Source organism: Peterkaempfera podocarpi (assembly GCF_042466665.1).
Classification (GTDB): domain Bacteria; phylum Actinomycetota; class Actinomycetes; order Streptomycetales; family Streptomycetaceae; genus Peterkaempfera; species Peterkaempfera podocarpi.
On the sequence record NZ_CP162102.1, the window covers coordinates 8,486,831 to 8,504,949 of the forward strand.

The 18,119-nt window shown below is 68.1% G+C and carries 16 protein-coding genes and 3 pseudogenes; 6 read left to right on the forward strand and 13 right to left on the reverse strand.

From position 1 onward, the window contains the following. The first annotated feature begins 9 nt into the window (after positions 1 to 9). Complete coding sequence (locus AB0761_RS36905; protein ID WP_377273648.1) at positions 10 to 309, forward strand: peptidase inhibitor family I36 protein; 300 nt, start codon at positions 10 to 12, stop codon at positions 307 to 309. Positions 310 to 429: 120 nt separating this feature from the next. On the opposite strand, the gene AB0761_RS36910 is transcribed toward AB0761_RS36905, so the two are convergent. Both AB0761_RS36910 and AB0761_RS36915 read right to left on the reverse strand, forming a co-directional pair. Then, on the reverse strand, positions 430 to 657 hold the full coding sequence (locus AB0761_RS36910) for a hypothetical protein (RefSeq protein WP_377273649.1): 228 nt from the start codon (positions 655 to 657) through the stop codon (positions 430 to 432). 634 nt (positions 658 to 1,291) lie between these two features. After that, entirely contained in the window at positions 1,292 to 1,846 is a 555-nt protein-coding gene (locus AB0761_RS36915) for a DinB family protein (RefSeq protein ID WP_377273650.1), read from the reverse strand. Between the two features lie 233 nt (positions 1,847 to 2,079). On the opposite strand from AB0761_RS36915, the pseudogene AB0761_RS36920 reads away from it, so the two are divergent. Further along, a pseudogene (locus AB0761_RS36920) lies at positions 2,080 to 2,436 on the forward strand (DUF3592 domain-containing protein); the annotation flags it as partial. 7 nt (positions 2,437 to 2,443) lie between these two features. Here AB0761_RS36920 and AB0761_RS36925 read toward each other — a convergent pair. Further along, positions 2,444 to 2,884 (reverse strand): VOC family protein, encoded by a 441-nt coding sequence (locus AB0761_RS36925; protein ID WP_377273651.1) that lies wholly within the window; start codon positions 2,882 to 2,884, stop codon positions 2,444 to 2,446. Between the two features lie 277 nt (positions 2,885 to 3,161). On the opposite strand from AB0761_RS36925, the gene AB0761_RS36930 reads away from it, so the two are divergent. After that, a complete protein-coding gene (locus tag AB0761_RS36930; protein WP_377273652.1) occupies positions 3,162 to 4,055 on the forward strand; it encodes an IS982 family transposase in 894 nt (297 codons plus the stop codon). Here AB0761_RS36930 and AB0761_RS36935 read toward each other — a convergent pair whose 3' ends face one another. From AB0761_RS36935 to AB0761_RS36955, 5 genes and pseudogenes are all read right to left on the reverse strand, one after another. Beyond that, a complete protein-coding gene (locus AB0761_RS36935; RefSeq protein WP_377273653.1) occupies positions 4,056 to 4,505 on the reverse strand; it encodes a helix-turn-helix domain-containing protein in 450 nt (149 codons plus the stop codon). 280 nt (positions 4,506 to 4,785) lie between these two features. Further along, positions 4,786 to 5,511 (reverse strand): dienelactone hydrolase family protein, encoded by a 726-nt coding sequence (locus AB0761_RS36940; protein WP_377274509.1) that lies wholly within the window; start codon positions 5,509 to 5,511, stop codon positions 4,786 to 4,788. A 219-nt stretch (positions 5,512 to 5,730) separates the two neighbouring features. Continuing rightward, positions 5,731 to 6,734, reverse strand: a pseudogene (locus AB0761_RS36945) (IS5 family transposase). A gap of 73 nt (positions 6,735 to 6,807) precedes the next feature. After that, on the reverse strand, positions 6,808 to 7,122 hold the full coding sequence (locus AB0761_RS36950) for a hypothetical protein (RefSeq protein ID WP_377273654.1): 315 nt from the start codon (positions 7,120 to 7,122) through the stop codon (positions 6,808 to 6,810). 796 nt (positions 7,123 to 7,918) lie between these two features. Then, positions 7,919 to 8,674, reverse strand: a complete 756-nt coding sequence (locus tag AB0761_RS36955) for a helix-turn-helix domain-containing protein (RefSeq protein WP_377273655.1) — start codon at positions 8,672 to 8,674, stop codon at positions 7,919 to 7,921. Positions 8,675 to 8,899: 225 nt separating this feature from the next. Here AB0761_RS36955 and AB0761_RS36960 point away from each other — a divergent pair, with 225 nt between their 5' ends. Both AB0761_RS36960 and AB0761_RS36965 read left to right on the forward strand, forming a co-directional pair. Further along, positions 8,900 to 9,562, forward strand: a complete 663-nt coding sequence (locus tag AB0761_RS36960; protein WP_377273656.1) for a DUF4097 family beta strand repeat-containing protein — start codon at positions 8,900 to 8,902, stop codon at positions 9,560 to 9,562. A 27-nt stretch (positions 9,563 to 9,589) separates the two neighbouring features. Continuing rightward, positions 9,590 to 9,840: pseudogene (locus AB0761_RS36965) on the forward strand (ATP-binding cassette domain-containing protein); the annotation flags it as partial. Positions 9,841 to 10,239: 399 nt separating this feature from the next. On the opposite strand, the gene AB0761_RS36970 reads toward AB0761_RS36965, so the two are convergent. From AB0761_RS36970 to AB0761_RS36990, 5 genes are all read right to left on the reverse strand, one after another. Further along, positions 10,240 to 11,106: a GNAT family N-acetyltransferase gene (locus tag AB0761_RS36970; RefSeq protein ID WP_377273657.1), complete on the reverse strand. Its 867-nt coding sequence runs from the start codon at positions 11,104 to 11,106 to the stop codon at positions 10,240 to 10,242. A 423-nt stretch (positions 11,107 to 11,529) separates the two neighbouring features. Then, positions 11,530 to 12,099: an ABC transporter permease gene (locus AB0761_RS36975; RefSeq protein ID WP_377273658.1), complete on the reverse strand. Its 570-nt coding sequence runs from the start codon at positions 12,097 to 12,099 to the stop codon at positions 11,530 to 11,532. Positions 12,100 to 12,432: 333 nt separating this feature from the next. Then, entirely contained in the window at positions 12,433 to 14,898 is a 2,466-nt protein-coding gene (locus tag AB0761_RS36980) for a SpoIIE family protein phosphatase (RefSeq protein WP_377273659.1), read from the reverse strand. A 259-nt stretch (positions 14,899 to 15,157) separates the two neighbouring features. Continuing rightward, positions 15,158 to 15,661: an LOG family protein gene (locus AB0761_RS36985; protein ID WP_377273660.1), complete on the reverse strand. Its 504-nt coding sequence runs from the start codon at positions 15,659 to 15,661 to the stop codon at positions 15,158 to 15,160. Between the two features lie 1,072 nt (positions 15,662 to 16,733). Further along, positions 16,734 to 17,390 carry a TetR/AcrR family transcriptional regulator gene (locus tag AB0761_RS36990; protein WP_377273661.1) on the reverse strand — a complete coding sequence of 219 codons (657 nt, stop codon included), beginning with the start codon at positions 17,388 to 17,390 and terminating at the stop codon, positions 16,734 to 16,736. Between the two features lie 142 nt (positions 17,391 to 17,532). Here AB0761_RS36990 and AB0761_RS36995 point away from each other — a divergent pair, with 142 nt between their 5' ends. Continuing rightward, positions 17,533 to 18,081 carry a carboxymuconolactone decarboxylase family protein gene (locus tag AB0761_RS36995; protein WP_377273662.1) on the forward strand — a complete coding sequence of 183 codons (549 nt, stop codon included), beginning with the start codon at positions 17,533 to 17,535 and terminating at the stop codon, positions 18,079 to 18,081. The last annotated feature ends 38 nt before the right edge of the window (positions 18,082 to 18,119 follow it).

The following is an 18,119-nucleotide window of genomic DNA, read 5'->3' on the forward strand; positions in this document are numbered from 1 at the left end:
GTGAGCGACATGCCACCCGTCAGCTGCCCCGTTCCCTGGCTGTGCGGATACACCGGAGCCGCATACAGCGGAACTGCCAGCGCCATCAGAGGCGATGTCAATCCTTCGTTGCCGTCGACGGCCGACTATGTGGGGTTCCACACCGGCCGCTCGGTCTTCAACAACACAGGCGAGTGTGCCGTCGTCTACAACCGGGCCCATTATCAAGGACAGAGCCTCACGGTCAGACCGCAGGCGGGAATCCGCAACCTGCCCGCCTCCTTCGGCCACATCCTCTCCATCCGGTTCGCCATGTGCCAGGGGCGCTGAGAGCTTGCAGCTGGCTCTTGGTCATAAGGCTCCAGGGTGACGATGCGTCCCTTTCCGGCGTATCACCGAGGAGCGACTCATCAGCGACTGCGGGCCCAGGAGGCAGCCGAGCTGCCTCGGCTATTCGCTCGGACGCTTGCCGTAGTAGGAGCTCACGGTGCCGGCCAGCTTCCGTTGGATCGAACGCAGCGTCCTGATCGTGGCCTCGTCAGTGAGCCCTGTGGTGGTCGACCATTCGACGCCGGAGCCGGCGAGGTCGCTGACGAAGACGATCTCTGTCGCGAGGAGGGCTCGCGCCCAGTCCACCGCCTTGAGCGGGACGTCATCTCCAAGCGCGACTCTCAGCATGCGGCACCGGTCGACGAGATCCCGTGCGTCTGCGAACCCCATGCCCACGGCGAGGTGGTCGCTGCACCGAGCCGGGGCCATCCCATTCGAGGAGGGACCGTCGCAGCGTCCAACATCTGCTGGTGGTAGCTCCGGCTGACCGCCCTTGCCGTTCATCCACGCCGGGACCGGCATCGCGTCCCGCACGGCCGCCCACTCCGCATCCGACATGTCCGAGGGGTACCGAGGCTCGCGGTCCGGATGGCCACCCGCGTTGCCGAACCGGTGAGCGAGGCAATCACACGACCGGGGAGCCGAGTTGGACTCCACAAGCACTGAACCGCAAGATTGCGACACAAGGGCCTCCCGGCCGGCTCGTTCGGACTTCGACAATCCCGAGCTGGACAGGAGGGCCCGCCTTCATGCATGTCGGAGCCGGAGATCACGCGACCGAGTCGCCGCACTCGAACTGGTGTCGGCGTACGCATCCATCCTGCTCCCCAGCCGGGTACAGACGAGCGTGCTCAGTTCGCCGGACGCCACAGCGCCCAGGGCACCCGGTGACCCACGACGTCATCGATCTCGACGAGCGCCACCGGATCGACGATCTGGCCATCCGCACCCCGGCCGCCGGACACGGTCGCTCACCGCCGAATCAGACGCCTTCGCGCAGGTACAGGTCGCGCAGCAGGCCGATCTCGCCGCCGTGATGTGTGACCTCTTTCAGAGCGTGCAGTGCGAGCTTCAGATAGGTCTCATCGGCCCAACCGCCTGGACCCATGCCTATCGGCGCCAGGAGGCGCTTGTCGCCGAGGGCTGCGATACGGGAGACGAAGTGCTCCCAGTCCTCGGCCAGCGCCTGGACGCCCTCTTTCGCGGTGCCCGGCCACTCGTGGCGGTCGTCGAGCTCGGGAACGTCGTCGAAGAAGTGGATCACATAGCCGCGCAGGCAGAGGCTGCCGATGTGCCAGATGCGCCAGACGATCGTCGTGAAGGGGTCCTGTGCCTCCGGACCCGATTCCGGAAACAGCGTGGCGACGCGGAAGACACCGTCGTCGCCGGGGCGGACGCTGATGCAGTCACTGACCGGCTCCCAGTGGTACTCGGCGTCGGTCAAGCCCTCCAGGCGCTCGAACAACCGGAATCGCACGTTTTCGAAGATCGCGAGAATGTCGCGCGTGACGGGCTCGGGCACGATCACGTCAGCCATGTCAGCTCCAGGGCACGGTGATTCCGGGGCGGTCGGGATGATCAGGATGGGCGGGTCGGTCGGCTCGGTCAACTGCCTCCGCAGCGTCGGCGTCACCGCGCAGCCCAGCGTTTTCACATGGAAGGGGAGGCGGCGGTGTGGGGTGCGGTGTTGCTACTGGCAGGTCTGGCCGTCCTCGGGGCCGACGCCCATGAGGCCACGATCCAGCACCGTCTCCCACGCGAGGGGTCCGCGTCAGGGGCCTGGTGGTCCGCCACCGCGTGCAAAGCTCCGCAAAGGATGGCACTGCCTACTACGTGGTGGTCGAATTCGTTGATGCACGGGGTAGTCGGCACACGTTCGAGGCCAGGTCATCCGGAGTCAAGGGGCTTCCCGTGGGCGGCGGGATCCCAGTGCGCTACCTTCCGGACACCCCGCAGGCGGCAGCACGAATCGATCTCACCAGGAGACGGATTGGGGATGTCGCGTTTCGTCTCGCGGGCGGCAGCCTGTTCACGGCCAAATGGACAGCCTTCATGCACGCCGGAGCCAAAGATCATGCGACCGAGGCCCCACGCTCGAACTCGCGTCCAACGAGATCGGTGCGATAACGGCTTCTCAGCTCGGCTGTTCGGCCAGGGCAAGGATGATTCCGCTCGGCCCGCGGAGATAGCAGAGCAGGTAGCTGTCCTCGTAGCGAGTCACCTCGCCAACGAGTTCGGCGCCGTGTGCGCGGAGGCGGGCGAGGGTGTCCTCGATGTCGTCGACGGCGAACATGACGCGATGCAGGCCCAGCGTGTTCGCCGGGGTGATCTCCGGCTTGGGGGTGATCGCCTTCGGGGTGTGATACTTCGCCAGTTCGATCCGGCCCGGTGCGTTCGGGATCCGCATCATCGCGATCTCGCTTCGCATGTCGTCGAGCCCGACGACGTTTTCCGCCCAGCGTCCTTCGATCGGCATCCTGCCCTCCAGCTCCATGCCGAGTTCGGTGAAGAAGGCGATGGCGGCGTCGAGGTCGTCGACGACGATGCCGACATTGTCCATGCGCTGAAGGGGCATGTCCTCAAGGATAGGGGCCGGGTCCGACGCCGCCGGCTCAGCCGGCCGTCTCGCCGGTCACCGCCCGGCGGATGAGCTGCAGCGGACAGGACGCCGGCCCAAGCCCACCGTACGTGAGGCTCGCTAAGTGGTCGGCTCCGTAAATCCTTCGGGGGTTGATCAAGTTGCCGTCCGGCGGAGGATTCTTGCCGGTGATCGGCGGTGTGCAGGTCGAGCCTAGACGAGTAGATCCGAAGTTCGGGCCCGCCAAAGGGGCGAGGGTGTCCAAGATCAGTTTGTGACGACCGACCTGAACACCCTCTTGACTGCACTGTACGTGAAGATCGACGACGAGATAGGAGGAACGCGATGGATGGGACGCCCTCCTCTGCTCAGCGACTCCGAACTCGTCTGCCTTGCGGTGGCGCAGGCACTCCTCGGCTACCACTCCGAGGCCCGCTGGCTGCGCTACGCCCGCAAGCACCTGTGCGGCATGTTCCCGTACCTGCCTCAGCGCGCGGGCTACAACAAGCGCCTACGCGCGGCATTACCGCTGGTCAAGCGCCTGATCAGGGAGCTGGCCATGGACAGCGACTTCTGGACGGACACGGTGTGGATCACCGATTCGACCCCGGTGCCGTGCGACATGTCGCGCCCGACCGTCCAGCGCTCGCACCTGGCGGGCTGGGCCGGCTACGGCTACTGCGCGTCCCACTCCCGCTTCTTCTGGGGCCTGCGTCTGTACCTGGTCTGCACGCCGACGGGCATGCCGATCATGTGGGCGCTGGCCAACCCGAAGATCGGCGAGCGCGAGGTCCTGGCGGCAATGTTCGACGTCGACGCCGAGCTGGTCGCCGAGCGCGAGGGCATCCTGCTCATCTCGGACAAGGGCTTCGCCTCAAAACCGTTCGAGAACGAGCTCGCCGAGCGCGGAGTCGAGCTCCTGCGGCCCTCGCTCAAGCGCGAGAAGCAGCGCTACGGCGAGCCCATGCTCAAGAAGGTCCGTCAGCTGATCGAGTCGGTCAACGACACCCTCAAAGGCCAGCTCGACCTGGAACAACACGGCGGGCGGACCTTCGAGGGCGTCGCGATCCGCGTCGCCCAACGCGTCCTGGCGATGGCCGCCGGCATCTGGCACAACAACCAGACCGGCGCACCAGTCACCCGCTCACTGACCGCCTACGACCACTAATCACATCGGATCTACTCGTCTAGGAGGTCTTCTCGTCGGCGCTGATGACGTTCTCGTCGGCGTCGAGCGGGGTGCCTGCCAGGCGCGGGCGTACAGGTCCAGCACACGCCGGGCTTTGACGCGGAAGCCGGGGTCGGTGATGAAGATCCAGGAGCGGTGCTGCCAGGGCTTGAGCGCGTCATCGGCCAGCCAGCGGCGCACGGTGGACGCCGACATGAACGCGGTGATGCCCCGCCGGGTGGCCTCATAGGCCAGTTCCGGGCATGACCAGCGCGACAGCGGCACTCCGCTCTCGGCGGGCAGCCGGCAGGCCGGCGCCTTGACCTCGGCAACTTGCAGCGGCGTGAACACCGGTGGGCGGCCGCAGCGTTGACGGTCTTTGAGCCCGGGCAAGTCCTGTTCGGCGAACCGGCCACGCCAGCGGCGCACGGTGTCCAGGCGCAGCCCCATCTCCTGGGCGATACGCGCGTTGGAGCGTCCGCGCGCGCGTGCGGCACCACCTGCGCACGCACCCGCAGTCGGTGCTCGGTCTTGTGGCCGTAGGCCATCGTCTTCAGCCGCGCGCGTTCGGCGGCACTCGGGGCCATCGGACAGGCAGTGCGGAGGGGCACGGCGGGCGAGCCGATCGGCCGGAGTGGATCACTGGCAAGCCGCAGCGTTCCCCACCCGCCGTGGCAGTGGAGCCCAGGCATCGCGGCGGTCAGCGGGCGCCGAGCTTGGACTGACCAGATCACTCCGTCACGGGCAGGCACTCGGCGAGCAGGTCGACGACGTCGCGCCAGGCTCGCTGTGCGTGCTGTGGGTGGTAGCCGACGCCGGGGACCGTGGGGTGGTCGACCGGCGGGTGGTGGAAGGCGTGCAAGGCGCCGCCATAGACCACGAGGCGCCAGTCGACGCCCGCGGCCTGCATCTCAGCGGTGAACGCGTCCCGCTGCGCGGGAGGCATGATCGGGTCTTCCGACCCGACCCCGGCCCACACCGGGCAGCGGATGCGCGCCGCCTCGCCCGGTCGGCCCGTGGTAGTTGCGTTGACTGTTCCGATCGCGCGCAGGTTGACGCCGTCGCGGCCGAGTTCCAGCCCGATGGCGCCCCCGGTGCCGTAGCCGATGGCGGCGATCCGGTCGGGGTCGGTCTGTGGTTCGGTGCGCAACACGTCGAGCGCCGCATGGCCGATGACCCGCATCCGGTCGGGATCAGCGAGCAGCGGCAGGCAGCGGGCCAGCATCTCCTCGGGGTCGCCCAAATAGCGCCCGCCGTGAAGGTCGAAGGCCAGCGCCACGTATCCCAGCTCGGCGAGAGCATCGGCCCGGCGGCGCTCGACGTCGCTGAGCCCCATGCCCTCTGGTCCGAGCAGCACCGCGGGCCGGCGGTCGACACCGGCCGGGAGCGCGAGGTGCCCGATCATCGTCAAACCGTCGGCCGGATACTCGACTGTACGCGTCGTAATTGTCGTCATGAGACTGGACCGTAGTGACCGTCGACTCCGGCCGGGCCGGGGTTCGCCGCTGGCAGAACAGCGCGGATGCCCCTCTGCAATGCGGCGGTGGCCCACAAGATCCGTCACAACCCCCGTTCCCACGGCGGCACCTGCGCCGGCACCACGCACGACACAGGTTCCGGAGTCAACCCCGAAGGATTTACAGAGCCGACCACTAGGGCGCGTATTCGATTGTGATCAATGGGCGGTCCGCGTGAGGTCCTTGATCCAGATCATCGACGCGCGAAGGTGGAGGCCGGCGAGGTAACTCTTGGGCGTCTTGTCATAGCGAGTCGCGACGCCTCGCCAGGCCTTCAGCTTGTTGATCAGGCGCTCGACGGTGTTCCGCTCCTTGTAGAGGTCGGCGTCGTGGCCGACAGGTCGGCCGCCCCTGCCGCCCTTCTTCTTCCGGTTGGCGGCCTGGTCCTTCTTCTCCGGGATGACGGCCTTGATGCCGCGTTTCCGCAGATAGGCGCGGTTACCGCGAGACGAATACGCCTTGTCCCCGGCAACCGCGTCGGGCCGGGTGCGGGGACGACCGACGGGCCCCCTGACCCGTACCTTCTCAAGCACGGGGATGAACTGTGGGCTGTCCGCGGCCTGCCCTGCGGTCAGGGCGAGCACCAGCGGGCGGCACTTCCGGTCGGCGGCGACATGAATCTTGCTGGTCTGCCCGCCCCTCGAGCGCCCGAGCAGGGCAGCCTTCAATCGAAGCTTGTGCCGGCGCCGGAGGCGTCGTCGCTCGTCCCGCTCGGGGTCGTTTCCGGTGTCCTGCCCGTCTTGTCCTTCCTGGTCGCCCCCCTTTGCCGGGCCTTCTCCTCCTCGACGGCGGCCTTCTCCAGGGCGGTGAGGACGTCCTCAGTCAGGTGCATCCCGGCAGCGTCGTGGTGCGCGCGTGCGGTGGTCGAGTCCACACTGACCAGGGACAAGTCCACCTCACCCCGCTTTGCGGCCTCCGCGATCAGGCCCTCCAGCAGGGCTTCGAACACACCGGTGTCACGCCACTGCCGGAACCGGTTGGAGACGGTCGACCAGGCACCGAACTCCGTCGGCATCTCCCGCCACTGCCCGCCCGTCTTGAACCGCCAGATCACGCCCTCGAACTGCTGCCGCAGCCGCTCAGGGTATGGCCCGTACTCACCTATCGGCAGGTACGGCTCGACGAACTCCCACTCCGCGTCGGTCAGTTGCACCTGTGTCATGCAAGACGATCTACCGGATCAGACCCCGTGGCGAGGGCGAATCCCGCAGATTGATCACGACCCGATACGCGCCCTAAGCGTCAGCGGCCAGGAGTGCGACGCCCAGCAGCAGCAAGAACGCGCCACAGCAGGCCATGAGGCCTCCCATCAAGCGGAAGAACCCTCTTCCCAATTGAGGCGTCTCGGGCGTGATCAGGCGCATCGACGCTTGAGCCTTACGTTCGGCGCTGGCCTGACGGAGGCCCTCCAGAGCGTCTGCCGCTCCCCGGATGTTGAAGGCCATCGCACTGCCGGCCACAGCTCCTGCGAGGCCGAACAGAGCCAAGAGGATCAGGCCCCCAACCGGTGGCGAGTACTCATCGGCGGTGGCGAGAAGATTTACAAGCATGAGGGGATCCTGTCAGTACAGGGGTCGCGCCGGATCACATCGTGATCACGATTGATTCGACGGATCCCCTCCTGGTCCACATCGCCGGGCCGTCTGCGGGCCCTGCGAGAGTGCCGGCGATGGCAGTGACGAGCCGTGGGAGCGTCCGGGGCGCATACCTGGAGTGGCAAGCGGGCGTGTGGCTACGCGGAGCCTCTCGTGCATGTCGGAGGCGATGAGCGGGCGCTGCGGTCCGGTGCGTCACGACGAGACGCCGCGTTGGAGGACCGGCGTCGGATGACCTGGGCGTGGCGGGCTGCACCGAAGTGTTGGCGCGTGATTCAGCTGTCCAGCCCATCGAAGTGGCACCGAGACCTCCGACGTACCACAGTGGACGTATTGCCGTCTGTGCATGCGCGCCCCCGAGTGCATGCGCAGACGGCGGTTCGATGGCGGCGTCCTGGTCAGCCGCCGGGTGGGCTACTGGAGTTGTCATCCGTGCGGTCCGTCCGGTTCGGGTTCAGGTGCCGAGGCCCGCGACGCCGAGCAGTTTCTGCGCCGATGTGTGCTGCCGATCCGGACGTCGTGGCTGGTCTGCCACGGCCTGCCCCGTACGGCGATGGTGGTGTCGGTTCTTCGGGGTCTCTGCCGTCTCCGGCCGCTCCGCAGCCGGTCGGGATCGGCGTGGTGGAAGCGGTCGCGTGGCGGGCGCCGGAGGCGGGTATCTGCTGGCGCTGGCGGTGTGTTTGACGGCGTACCGGCGGTTGGGGTGTTCCCTGAAGGTGGTCGGCGCCCCGGCGGTGGCCGTCGGCGCTGTCTATCCGCGATCTGAACTTGGGGTGGCGGTGCCGCCGGGGGTCGTTTCGACTTTCGAGTAGAGGATCTCGCGGGCCTGCTCTGCGGCCCGGGCGAGGCTTTCGGCGACGAAGTCGAGGAAGCGGGCGACGTTTTCCAGGCGGACGGCGGCGGGGGTGCCGGGGCCGAGGACGTCGGCGCCCTGCCGTGCGATCTGGACCTGCTGGGTGAGGGAGCGGACGCTGGCGACCGTGGACTGGTACCAGAGGTCCTCGTCGACGACGTAGCGCTCACGGCGGCGCTCGTCGGGTTCCCTGCGGACGAGGGCCTGGCTCTCCAGGAAGGCGATGGATTTGGAGATGGTGGCCGGGCTGACCTGAAGGCGCTGGGCGAGTTCGGATGCCGTCAGACTGCCGCCGTCAGTGGTGAGGAGGCAGACCATCACCCGCGCCATAGTCTTGGGCAGGCCCGATTGCATCATGACGGTGGTGAACAGTTCCTCGTACTCGCGGACGGCCTCGGCGTCGCGTCCGTGCGGCAGGGCGGCGGCCTGCGACCCTGCGGGCGAGGCGGGCCTGCGCCGGCGGGTGCGCCGTTCGGTGGCGCGGTGGGCCAGGTCGGCGCGGTATCCGGTGGGGCCGCCGTTGCGCATCACCTCACGGGTGATCGTCGAGGTCGGGCGCTCGAGACCTCTGGCGATCTCCGCGTAGGCGAGGCCGTCGGCGAGCCCCAGTGCGATCTGCTGGCGGTCCTGCTGGGTGAGCCTGCCTCCCGGCATTGCGGCCTCCTTCGTGGATCCTGAGGATTCCAGCATAGCGTTCACATCCATCTCATTGCAACACTCGCAGTAGACTGATGTTGCGTTACATTCAGAACCACTGCAACGATTTCCTGGCCTTGGCCTGCACTGACGCCAATTTTGCGCAACAAGCTAGTTGTCAGACCCTTGAACGCAACGTAGCTTTTCCAGTGTTCGAAACAACGACTCGCCGAGGAGAGCACGATGCAGAAGTTCGCCACCGCCGCCCCGATCTCCGCCGTCCTGGACATCCCCTCGGGTCGCGTGCAGATCATCGCCGCCGACCGGGCCGACACCGCGGTCGAGGTCCTGCCCGCGAACGCTTCGAGGAGCCGCGATGTGAAGGCGGCAGAGCAGACCACGGTCGAGTATGCCGACGGAGTCCTGCGCGTCGAGGTCCCGGCGAAGAACCAGTACCTCGGCCCCTCCGGGTCCATCGAGGTGACGGTCCAGCTGCCGGCCGGGTCCCGTGTCGAGGCGAAGGCTGCCAGCGCCGAGTTCCGAGCCGTCGGCCGCCTGGGCGACGTCGCCTTCGAGGGTGCGTACCACCAGATCAAGATCGACGAGGCCGCGAGCGTCCGTCTCACCGCGGTCGACGGCGACGTCGAGGTCGGCCGGCTGGGCGGCCCCGCGCAGATCAGCACCGCACGGGGTGACATCCGGATCGCCGAGGCCGTGCACGGCAGGGTCGTGCTGCGCACCCAGTCCGGCGACATCTCCGTCGGCGCCGCCCGCGGAGTCTCCGCCTCCCTGGACGCCGGCACCACCTACGGCCGCGTCAGCAACGCCCTGAAGAACGACGGCGCCGCCGAACTCGACATCCACGCGACCACCTCCCAGGGCGACATCACCGCCCGCAGCCTCTGACCCGCAGCCCCTGGAAGGCGCACCCGTCTGCGCAAGTCCCACGGCAAGGTGGTGCTCGACGGCCTCAACCTCACGGTGCCGGCCGGCAGGATCGTCTCCCTGCTCGGCCCGAACGGCGCCGGCAAGACCGCCGCCGTCAAGATCCTCTCCACCCTCATCACCGCCGACGCCAGCGACCTGCAATCGGCGGCCACGACCTGGCCGCCGACCCGCAGGCCGTGCTGGCCGCGGTCGGCATCACCGGGCAGTTCTCCGCCGTCGACAGCCTGATCGTGGGCGCACCGTCCACGGCGGTGAAACAGGCCGGCGCCCTGACCCACCACACCCTCGGAGACGGCGACTACCGGCATGTCCTCCGGGTGCACGCCGGGGTCACCGTGGCCCAGGCGTACCTCAGTGCAGGCAATGCGGTCGCCGAGATCGGCCGGGTGCCGGCCACCGGTCAACGGGAACGACGTCCCGGGTATCTGGTGCTGCCGCGGACATGGCGGCGAGCCAGGCCGAGCCGCCGGCGGGGCCGCTGGCCGTGCCGGCACCGGAGGCCTCGGCGCGGGTGCTGGCACGGTTCACCGACGCCGTGCCCCCCTTCTGGTCGAGGTCCGTACGGTGGAGGTGCTCGCCGACTTCCTGGCCGGCCGGTTCGGTGCTCGGGCCGAGAAGGTCTGGGGACCCCGACGTCAGACCTTCCGGATCCGGTCGGCGATCTGGGGTCTCGCCGCGAACCCGGCCGCCTTGTATGTGGCGACACCGCCGACGTTGGAGCTCGGCGTGCACACGCGCACGCTTGACGAGCCCATCTCCCGCAGTGCGGCCGCCCCGGCGACGGTGATCGCCCGGCCGTAGCCGCGGCCGCGGTGGTCCGCGTGGACGCCCATCGGCTCGACCAGTCCCGCCTTCCCCGGGCCGGCCGACCAGACCGTCACCACCGCCGCGGGGTTGCTCTGGTCGTCGTAAGCACCCAGGCATCGGGCGTCGGCGTAGAACGGTGCCGCGGACATCTTGTGCCGGTACTCGCGCGTGGGCCTCGTGGTGTTGAACGCGGACCGCAGGACGTCGGCGAAGTCCTGTGCCTGCTCCAGGCCGATCTCCTTGATCCGCACGCCGGGGTCCTCCACCGCTTCGGCGAGGTCGCGGAAGAGCGGCGTCCACGGCTCGTCGACGCCCCAGCCCTCCTTGGTCAACAGGTCGTGGAGCAGCAGGCCCTGCGGCGCCTCGATGGATACCGCTCCTTCCGGCAGCACGCCGCGCTCAGGCAGGGAGAAGTCCTCGACGAGCCGCCGCGCCAAGTTCTCGTCATGGAAAGCGTCGGATGCGACCGTCATCCGCACCACCGTCGGCGAATCCAGCATCCCGACAGCGAGGATCCGTCCGTCCCGGCTCCAGGTCCGGATTGCCGCTGCCGTCTCGGCCGTTCCGAACCGGTAGTTCCAGCCGATGTCCCCGGGATGCAGTTGCATCGGCGCTTGGTCGTGCTGCCACTCCCGCAGCGCCGCGATAGCCTCGCGCGCTCCGTCGGCCGTCGGCGTGCTCAGCACAATCGTCATGGCCTGGATCAGACACCCCGTCTCGGTGGCGGGCAACCGATTAACTGCCCAAGCGCTTCGAGGTGATGGTGGCGGGAGGTCGATGGCGAGTCCGATCCCGGCGAGGAAGCAGTCGAGGACGTCGGGACGGTTACTGGAGGCGCTTGACTCCGTCGCGCACGAGCGAGGCGAGTCGGTCGAGGGCAACGCTGGAGAGGTTCGCGAGGCTGTGTTCCACGGGGGCCCAAAGGTACTCGACCGCGTTCAGCTTGGGTGCGTAGGCGGGCGCAGGATAAACACCGTCAGCCAGGCGCGTGCGTCGATCAGGTCGCGCATCTTGTGGGAAACATGGGTGTTCAGGCGGTCCCATACGAGCACAATCAGCGCCTTGACCAGTTATTGCACGCCGTCGACGAGGGCGATGCAGTCGCGCTGCTCAGGGCCTCACTCCGCGCGCAGTGCCACTGCGGTCCGAGCCCGGGCGGCCCAGCCGGCCGGGAGCATGGCGCCCAGCAGGGCGATGATCAGGCCGCCGAGGCCCAGCGCGGCCGGCTCGGCGAGGTGGTAGACCGAGAGGACCTGCACCGGCAGTGCGGTGCCGGCACGCCGGCCGACCAGCGGCATCACCACCGCGTGCAGGGCCATCCCCGCTGGGACCCCGACCAGGCCGATCCCGGCCACGGAGGCCAGCACCGACGCCACGGTCTGACGCGGCGTCATGCCCAGCGCCTTGCAGACTCCGAGCTCGCGCACCCGCTCCCGGGTGTCCAGCACCACGCTGTTGAGCACCCCGAGCCCGGCGACCACGACGAGCATCAGCGAGAGCAGCCCGGCCAGCGCGTCCAGCATGATGATCTTCGCGTGCCAGCCACCGCCGCCGCCCGGGATGACCGAGGCGCCCAGTGGCTGGACGGCTCGGCTCAGTTCCGAGACATAGTCCATCGGCGAGACACCCGCCCCGGTCCGCACCCCGTAGAGCTCGGTCACCAGGGCCGTCGCCCGGACGGCGACCACAACGTTCCCGCGCTGCTGGCGATGGCTCTCGACGAACTTGGTCCCGCCATCTATCCGTACGGCTGCAGTGGCCCTGGTCTTCGTCCAGTGCGCTGACGGATGTCTCCGTTGACGACCTCCTCGACTCCGGCACCCTCGAGGAAGACGCTGACGTGGTGATCCTCATCCATCGCAAGGACGCCAACGAGAGCGGGTCACCCGGGGCCGGCGCCTGTCCTATCCACCCTGGTGACCCAGATCAGCCGCCTCGAAGCGGACCTTGGACAGCCCCTCTTTGCGGAGGATCTTTGCGGTGGCATTGGTGTGCTGGCGTGGGGGCCGAGGGGGAGGCCCTTATTGATGCCTGCTTTGCCGTGTGGACGGCAGGTTTTGCTCGGCCCAGACGAGCTTGCCGCCCGTTGCGGAGCGGAAGCCCCACCTGCTGGACAACTGGGCAATCAGGAAGAGTCCTCGGCCGTTTTCGTCGACGATGCGGGCATGGCGCAGGCGCGGGTAGCACTTTCCGCTGTCAAAGACTTCGCAGGTCAGGACTTGGTGCCGGATGAGCCGTAGCCGGATCGGGCCGGTGCCGTGGTGGATAGCGTTGGTGACCAGTTCGCTGATGATCAGCTCCATGGTGGGCACGAGATGCTCCAGTCCCCATTCGCCGAGTTGATGGGCGGCCAGGTGCCGGGCGGTGCTGACGACGGCCGGCTCGGTGGGCAGGTCCCAGGAGGCGATGTGGGCCGCGTCGAGTGTGTGGATCCGGACAAGGAGCAAGGTGACGTCGTCGGATGCTGCCTGGGTCGGCACGGTTTCCATCACTGAGGAGCACAGGTCTTCCAGGGACTGTTCGGGTTGTGCCAGGGCGGTGCTGAGGCGGTGCATGCCGACGTCGATGTCGTCGTCACGGGATTCGACCAGGCCGTCGGTGTAGAACGCGAGCAGGCTGCCTTCGGGCAGGTCCACTTCCACGGCGTCGAAGGGGACCAGCCCGAGGCCGAGGCCGAGTGGGGCTCCGGCGGGCAGGTCGGGGAAGGTGACCTGGCCGTGTGTGTCGATGATCGCAGGCGGGGGGTGCCCGGCCCGTGCCATGGTGCACTTCTGGGTGACCGGGTCGTAGACGGCGTACAGACAGGTGGCACCGACGACCGTGGGGGTCTGGTCCGCGACGTCGGCGTCTTGCTCGGCCAGTCGCTGGACGCTGTCATCGAGGTGGGCCAGCAGTTCGTCGGGAGGCAGTTCCAGGTCGGCGAGCGTGCGTACGGCGGTGCGGAGCCTGCCCATGGTCGCCGCGGCGTTGATGCCGTGTCCCACGACGTCACCGACGACGAGGGCCACCCGGGCGCCGGACAGCGGGATCACATCGAACCAGTCGCCTCCGACGCCGGCGTCCATGTCGGCCGGCAAGTAGCGCCCGGCCGTCTCGACCGCCACGCCGCCCATCAGACGCTGGGGGAGCAGGTTGCGTTGCAGCGCGAGAGCCGTGGTGTGTTCGCGAGTGTATTGGCGGGCGTTGTCCAGGGACAGCGCGGCCCGGGTGACCAGCTCCTCAGCCAGGAGCAGGTCATCCTCCTGGAATGGCGTCGGGTCCTCGGTGCGTGCGAACAACGCCACGCCCAACACAGAGCGCCGGGCACGGATGGGCACGATCATCAGGGAGTGCACCCCGTTCTCACGGATCTTTTGCGCCCGTGCCGGGTCGTGGTCGATCCATGTCCCAGGGGTGGTATCCAGTACCGGTTCCAGGTGGGACCTTCCCGTGCGCAGTGCGCTGGCGAGCGGCGAGGTCGGGGGGACGGAAATTGTCTCCCCTCGCGCAAACGTCGACTCTGGGATCCCCGGGTGGATCGAGGCCATACCGGCACGGCGGAACACAGGGGGGCGATCGTCCGTTGTGTCGATTCGGGCAGCGGGCTCATTGCCGAATGAAACCGACTCTGCCAGGTCGACGGTCACGTAGTCGGCCAACAGGGGCACGGCGAGGCTGGCCAGTTCCTGTCCGGTCTGCATGACGTCCAAGGTGCTCCCGATGCGCGTGCTGGCCTGGCTGAGGACGGCAAGGCGCTCGCGCACCCGCTGGTTGCTGGTGACATCCACGGTCAAGGAGCACACCCCCAGTGCCTGGCCGTCCGCGTCCTGGAGGCAGAAGAACGAGGCCGAGAATGCGTGTTCCCGGCGCGGATCTTCCGGCGGCCATGCCCGGTACTCGTGGACCGCGGAGGTGCCGCTCGCCAGCACCTGCCGCATCACCGCTTCAAGGGCCTCGGCCTCGAAGCCGGGCAGGGAATCCTTCAGGCGGCGTCCGAACCTCCGGTCACGGGGAATGCCGTCATGCTCCATCGTGTCGTTCACCCAGGTACAGCGCAGCTGCGGGTCACGAATGGCGATGCCGACCGGTGCGCGGGCAAGCAGAGACTCCCGCACCGACCCGTTCGTCATCCCCGAGGAGAGCGCGCCCATGTCGGTCAGGGATACCAGCCACCGATGGGTTGCGTCCTGTCCCCACAGCAGCGACAGGCGCAGACTCAGGTTGAGCGTACGGCCGTCGCGGTGGCGGAACGCCGCGGTGCCGGACCAGCCACCTTGGGCACGGCATTGCTCGGCGAACGCTGATACCCCCAGCGCCTCCTCGGAGGACGGCAGCACGAGTGTGGCGGACCGGCCCACCACGTCCTCAGCGCAGTACCCAACAAGGTGCTGAGCGGCTTGCGTCCACGCGACGACCGTCCCCTGCTCGTCGATCATCGCTATCGCTGCGTCGGATATCTCGCGGGGCCTCAGCGGCTCCAGGAGTGCGGTCTGGTCAGTGTTCAACATGATGGTTCCCATCAGATGCGTAGGTGTGTAGCTGCAAGGAGAAGCCGATCCTCAGGAGGGTTGCTGCTGCGGCGGCCAAGGCCACGACGGGAGAGGATCGGGGCCTGGCGGTGGGAGAAGCGGAGTGAGGGCCATGAGGCCGACGATCGCCTCAGCACGGCGGGCGCTCCCGTGTTGCCCGATACCGTCCACGCGGGTCATGGCCCGCTGCAGCCCCTTGGGCGGCTGACGTGAGGTCAGCGTCCGGGAAACGGCTCCTTCACCTCCTGCACCACCCCGCCGTTGCCGTCCGGGGCGCTGAAGGTGAGGGAGGCGTAGGCGACACGGGCAGGGTGCGGGCGGGACACCCGGCCCTGGCCTGGGCCGTGGTGAACGACCCTTTCGGCATCGTGGCCGTGCTGGAGGAGCCATCCAGCATCGTGGAACACCTCGCCGGCGTCGATGCTGCGGCCGACGAACTGCGCACGGATCCTCGATATCGGAGACGATGAGGCACCGCCGTGTTGGGCAGCACCACGGGCCCGTCGTACGGGCCGCGCTTCCTCAGCTCCAGGACCTCGGTCGCTTCGTCCGGCGTGCCCACGCCGCCGGGCATCACCCCTACTGCGCCGGACACAGCGAGCAGCCGTGCCTTCCGTTCGGCGAGATCCCTGGCGAACATCATGTCGTCGGCGTCCTTCCTGACCCACTTCCGGAGAAAATCGACCGAGATCCCCGTGAGCCACCCTCCTGACGCCTGCACTCCGGCGGTGACGTCCTTCATCAGCCCGGCATCGGGTCCGCCCCACACCAGGGTGCGGGGCGGACCTGCCGATGAGCTCGCCGAACTTGCGGGTCGGCTGGGTGCAGAGCTCGTCGAGGTCAGTGGCTGAGAGGAAGACACCGATGGTCATCGGGGGCGGGCGCTGTTGCAGTCATGACCCGAGCGTATGGGCGCGTCCGCCCACACGCGCGGACCACTTTCTGAGCAAAAGACCGGACCACTTCGCGCCGAACGGCCATGCGGGCCCCTGGGCGCCGCCTGTCAGGCCGGTTGCACCGCGAAGCGCCACGTCGTATGCCCGGGGTGCCGTGCCCGGGAGCGGGTTGGCCTCGGTTCCCGGTGCGGACATGTGATCGAGGTCTGCTCGGCCCGGTTCAGCGTGGGGGAAGCGGAAGCGCAGGGTTCGGTCGTTCCACCTGGGGTCGGGGATCTCCAGTACTCTCCGGAGCTGGTCGACGGCTGCCCTGCCGGCACCGGCCTCATCCTCGACGCACGGCCGAGCCTGCGTGGTCGCAGGCGACGGTCACCCCCACGACACCCACCTTTGACCTGGGCGGATAGAGGTCGAGAACGACGTCGAGCCCCAGCCGGCCGACCTCGGCGAGCAGGTGGTCCGACAGGACGCAGCCCCCTGACCGTTCTCGCTGCCGAAACCGAGATGCAGCTCCGGATCACCTGTCGACAGACAGACGGATCATTTCCTGGCGACACCCGTTGACCAGGCGGACCAGCGCCGCAACGTGCTCCTCGAGCCGGCTGTCGCTTCCCCGCCACTACGCCGGGTCCACGCGCTGGTCTCCCGCCGGGCACTGCTCGGGTTTCGGGGACTCATCAAGCTCCCCTGCTCGAACTGCTCGTCGGGGATGATCCCCAGGCGAACCGGGATCTCCTCAGCGCGGACCGTCAGGCTCGTGATCCGGATCGACCCGGCCGACGACGTCGTGTCCGGCAACGGCGAGTGCATCGTCAGGGATTCTGGTACGTCCTCGCGATCGCAGGCCAGTCAGGGGAAGGCCGGCGCATACCTCAGGCTCCCCGTCCAGCCCGCCCACCCGACATCACCCCATCAAGTTCAGTAGCGAAGCGGCGGTGCGTCGACTTCGGGAGACCTCGCGAAGGTCTGCACGTAGTCGATGGCTGCCTGCAACGCGTCCTTGAGCGGGGTGATGTCCCGAGCGACCTGAGAGAGGAGCATGCCGCCCTGGAACGCGGAGAGAAGCAGATTGGCCAGCTGCGTCGGATCCGCATCGGTGCTGATGCGGCCGAGTCGCTGCATGTGCTGGAGCCCGTCGCGGAAGATGTCCCGCCACTGATCGAACGCGCTCGCGAGCTCATCGTGAACGTCAAGGTCGGTCTTGATGATCTCGCTCGCGAGGGAGCCGAGGCTGCAGCCTTCCTGGTAGGCGCGCTCGTAGCCGACGTAGAAATTCGCCCACTGCCGAAACGCGTCGAGATCCTCGAAGGCGGCGAATCGCTCACCGCGATGCAATGCGAGGACACGATCGGCCTGCCACGCGATGACGGCCAGGACGAGACTCTCCTTGGTCGGGAAGTAGTGGTTGAGCTGCGACCCGCTGACGCCGGCTGCGCGACGGAGCTGCTCGTTGTTCGTCGCGTGGACACCCTTGGTGTAGATGAGTTCCGCGGCCTGCTCCAGGATCCGGGCACGCGTGGCCTGGCCCTTGTCCGTGAGCTTGTGAGGCACCCGAGCCCGTGTCGTGGCTTCCATACGTCACACCCTACCGCAGAGTGGGCTTGACAGCCCAGTCCTGCTGATGTTCACTTCGAGAAGTGGGCTGGGAAGCCCAAAAAATGCCCGGCTTGACCTGGGCCCGGCGACCACTCGCACACCTACCGGAGGTTGATCCGCTATGTCGCGACTGAACACTCCCTCTCTCGACGACGCCCCCGCAGGCGCACGAGGCATCCTCGACACGTTCGACGCGCAGTTCGGTTTCGTCCCGAACATGTTCAAGACCATCGCGTCGAACCCGACTGTTCTGGACGCCGTCGTGACCCTGCAGGGCACCATGAGTCGCGTTCTGGACGCGAAGACGCGGCACACCATCGCGCTCGCGGTCTCGGAGGCCAACGGTTGCGGCTACTGCCTGGCGATTCACACGTATGTGTCGTCCGAACTCGGCGGGATGTCGAGCGAGGACATCCACCTGGCTCGCGCCGGGAGCTCGGTCGACCCCAAGCGGGCCGCAGTCGCTCGCTTCGCCCAGCAGGTGGTCGAGAGCCGCGGCCGCGTCAGCGACGCAGACCTCGCGGCTGTGCGAGGCGCCGGCTACACCGACCCGCAGATCCTGGCGATCGTCACGGTCGCAGTGCAGGCACTGCTGACCAACTTCCTCAACAACGTCAACCAGACCGACATCGACATCCCCTCCGCCGGCTCGATCGGCATGCCCGGTTGAGCACTGGAACCCCATCAAGGGCGCGGACCTGGCCTCAT